We start from the raw sequence: 2,055 nt of genomic DNA, 5'->3' as shown, positions 1-2,055 counted from the left end.
TCCATACTGGTTTAAACTACTTAGAAATAGATGTAGAATTAAAAAAGAGAATTGTAAAAAGATATAAAATAAAGGGTGTCCCTACCTTAATACTCTTTAAGAGTGGAACCCCCCAATGGCGACATACAGGTGTAATGCCTGTTGAAGATATAAGAATTGCGATAAAACAGCATATCTAAATATAGGCTCAATATTATTTATAAGTCATTGTTATTCATGTATCACTAAAAATGGTACTTTGGTATGATAGCTAATCTTTTCAACAGTAGGTCTAAATAAAATACGCTCTAGAAAATTAAGGTTTTTAGCGACCATAATGAGCATATCTAAATTTCTACTTTCCGTAAAACATTGTACGGATTCATCTATTTTTTTTCCAGTTACTTTATGAAATGTGCATGCAGTATCCTTGTAGAAGTCTAATAGCAAATTTTTGATTTTACTTTGATTTTGGTTCAGTTCTTCTCCTTTGCTAGAAACATATAATAAACGAAGCGCAGCTTTTTTTAATAAGACAATATCTTTTATGGTATCCAGTATCGTAATATCATACGCTAAATTTAAATCTGAAGGAAAACCAATTTCTTCAACTTTTTCATAAGTCGCATCTTCCGGTACCGCTAAAAGAGTACATGCTACTTTTGTAATAACATTACCCGTGTTACTACCTATAGATACAGATTTAAGACCAGAAGCACCTTTAGTACCCATAACAATAAGGTCAATGTTCTTTTTCTTGACCAATTCCTTTAGTTGATCTGTTAAAAAACCATAGATAGCTTTAAAATGAAACTCATGTTTAACGTTTAAAGGTAGTTGCTCTATTTTTTTACTGAGCGTTTTAAGCTGTTCTTTGCTTTCGGCCAATACGGTGTCCTCTAAAATTTCTGGTGCTATGTACATGGCTGCTTCACCGCTAACATTAGTGTCGATAGCGTTTATATGAACAATATGAAAGGTGCAGTGCGTTTTGTCAAAGAAAGAAATACCATATAATAATGCATTCCATGCATTATCTGAAAAGTCTGTAGGTATTAATATATTTTTCATTGTAATAGTTTAAAGGTGAACGTTGATGAAGAATTATTGGGGTAAGAATAATACGGGGATTTTAGAGTGAAATGCTATCTTTTTAACTACAGGCTCACCAATTACTTTTTCCCAAAAAGTATGCTGATGGCGTAATATGCTTAAAAAGCTAGAATCTTTATCTTCCGTATACATATCAATACTCTTAGAGATATTAACTTCAAAAGGTACGTTGGTAAACTTAACGTCAAACCCAGACAAGCGCTCTTTCAATACTTCTTTATGAGCTTCTTGATTATCGTTCAGATCAAACTCAATGGCAACGTGAACTACTTCAATACTAGTGTTCCATAGTTTAGCAAGTTCTACAATAGAGTCAAATAGGTTTTTCTTATAAGGAGCAGAAAAATCAGTTGCAAAAAATATCGACTTCAGACTTTGAAAGTTAAAATCTGTTGGTACTACGAGAATAGGAATACTTTTAATAAGACTCAATACTTTTACGGTGTTGCTGCCCAAGAAAACTTCTTTGGCACCAGTAGCACCTTGGGTACCCATAATCAATATATCAATATCGTTCTCGTTAAGCACAACTTCTACTGAATCTTCTAAATTACCAGGTTTAGATAAGGTGGTAAATTTATACTTTGGGTTATTATGGTTTGTCTTTAGGTATGAAAGCACTTCTTCTAACTCTTTAACCGAGTATTTTGATAGCGAATCATAAATAACACCAAGTCGTTGCTGGCTTTTTGACCCCATTAGGTTTAAAGGCGTAGGTTCATACGCATGCAGTAAGTAAAAGTGACAATCAACTTCTGCATATATTTTTAGTGCCGTAAAAATGGCGTTCCAGGCATTATTTGAGAAATCTGTAGTAATTAATATCTTTTTCATAGCGATATAATTTTAATTAGCGAGGTAAATTTTGCATCACCAAAAACGGAATGGTTGGTGATAGACCAATTTCATCTATGGTAGATTGGTAAAGCATATCTTCTAAAAAGGAACGTCTAGGATTTACCA

At 33.0% G+C, this 2,055-nt stretch carries 2 protein-coding genes; both read right to left on the bottom strand.

Going from position 1 to position 2,055, the window contains the following annotated elements:
* Positions 1-210 precede the first annotated feature (210 nt).
* Positions 211-1,050 (bottom strand): universal stress protein, encoded by an 840-nt coding sequence (locus tag ABJI11_RS07790; RefSeq protein WP_348350963.1) that lies wholly within the window; start codon positions 1,048-1,050, stop codon positions 211-213.
* A 33-nt stretch (positions 1,051-1,083) separates the two neighbouring features.
* Positions 1,084-1,926: a universal stress protein gene (locus ABJI11_RS07785; protein ID WP_348350961.1), complete on the bottom strand. Its 843-nt coding sequence runs from the start codon at positions 1,924-1,926 to the stop codon at positions 1,084-1,086.
* Positions 1,927-2,055 lie beyond the last annotated feature (129 nt).

Source organism: Maribacter sp. (assembly GCF_039968975.1).
In the GTDB taxonomy this organism is placed as follows: domain Bacteria; phylum Bacteroidota; class Bacteroidia; order Flavobacteriales; family Flavobacteriaceae; genus Maribacter.
The sequence above is the reverse complement of the archived record's forward strand: the minus strand, read 5'-3'. Positions and strand labels throughout refer to the sequence as shown.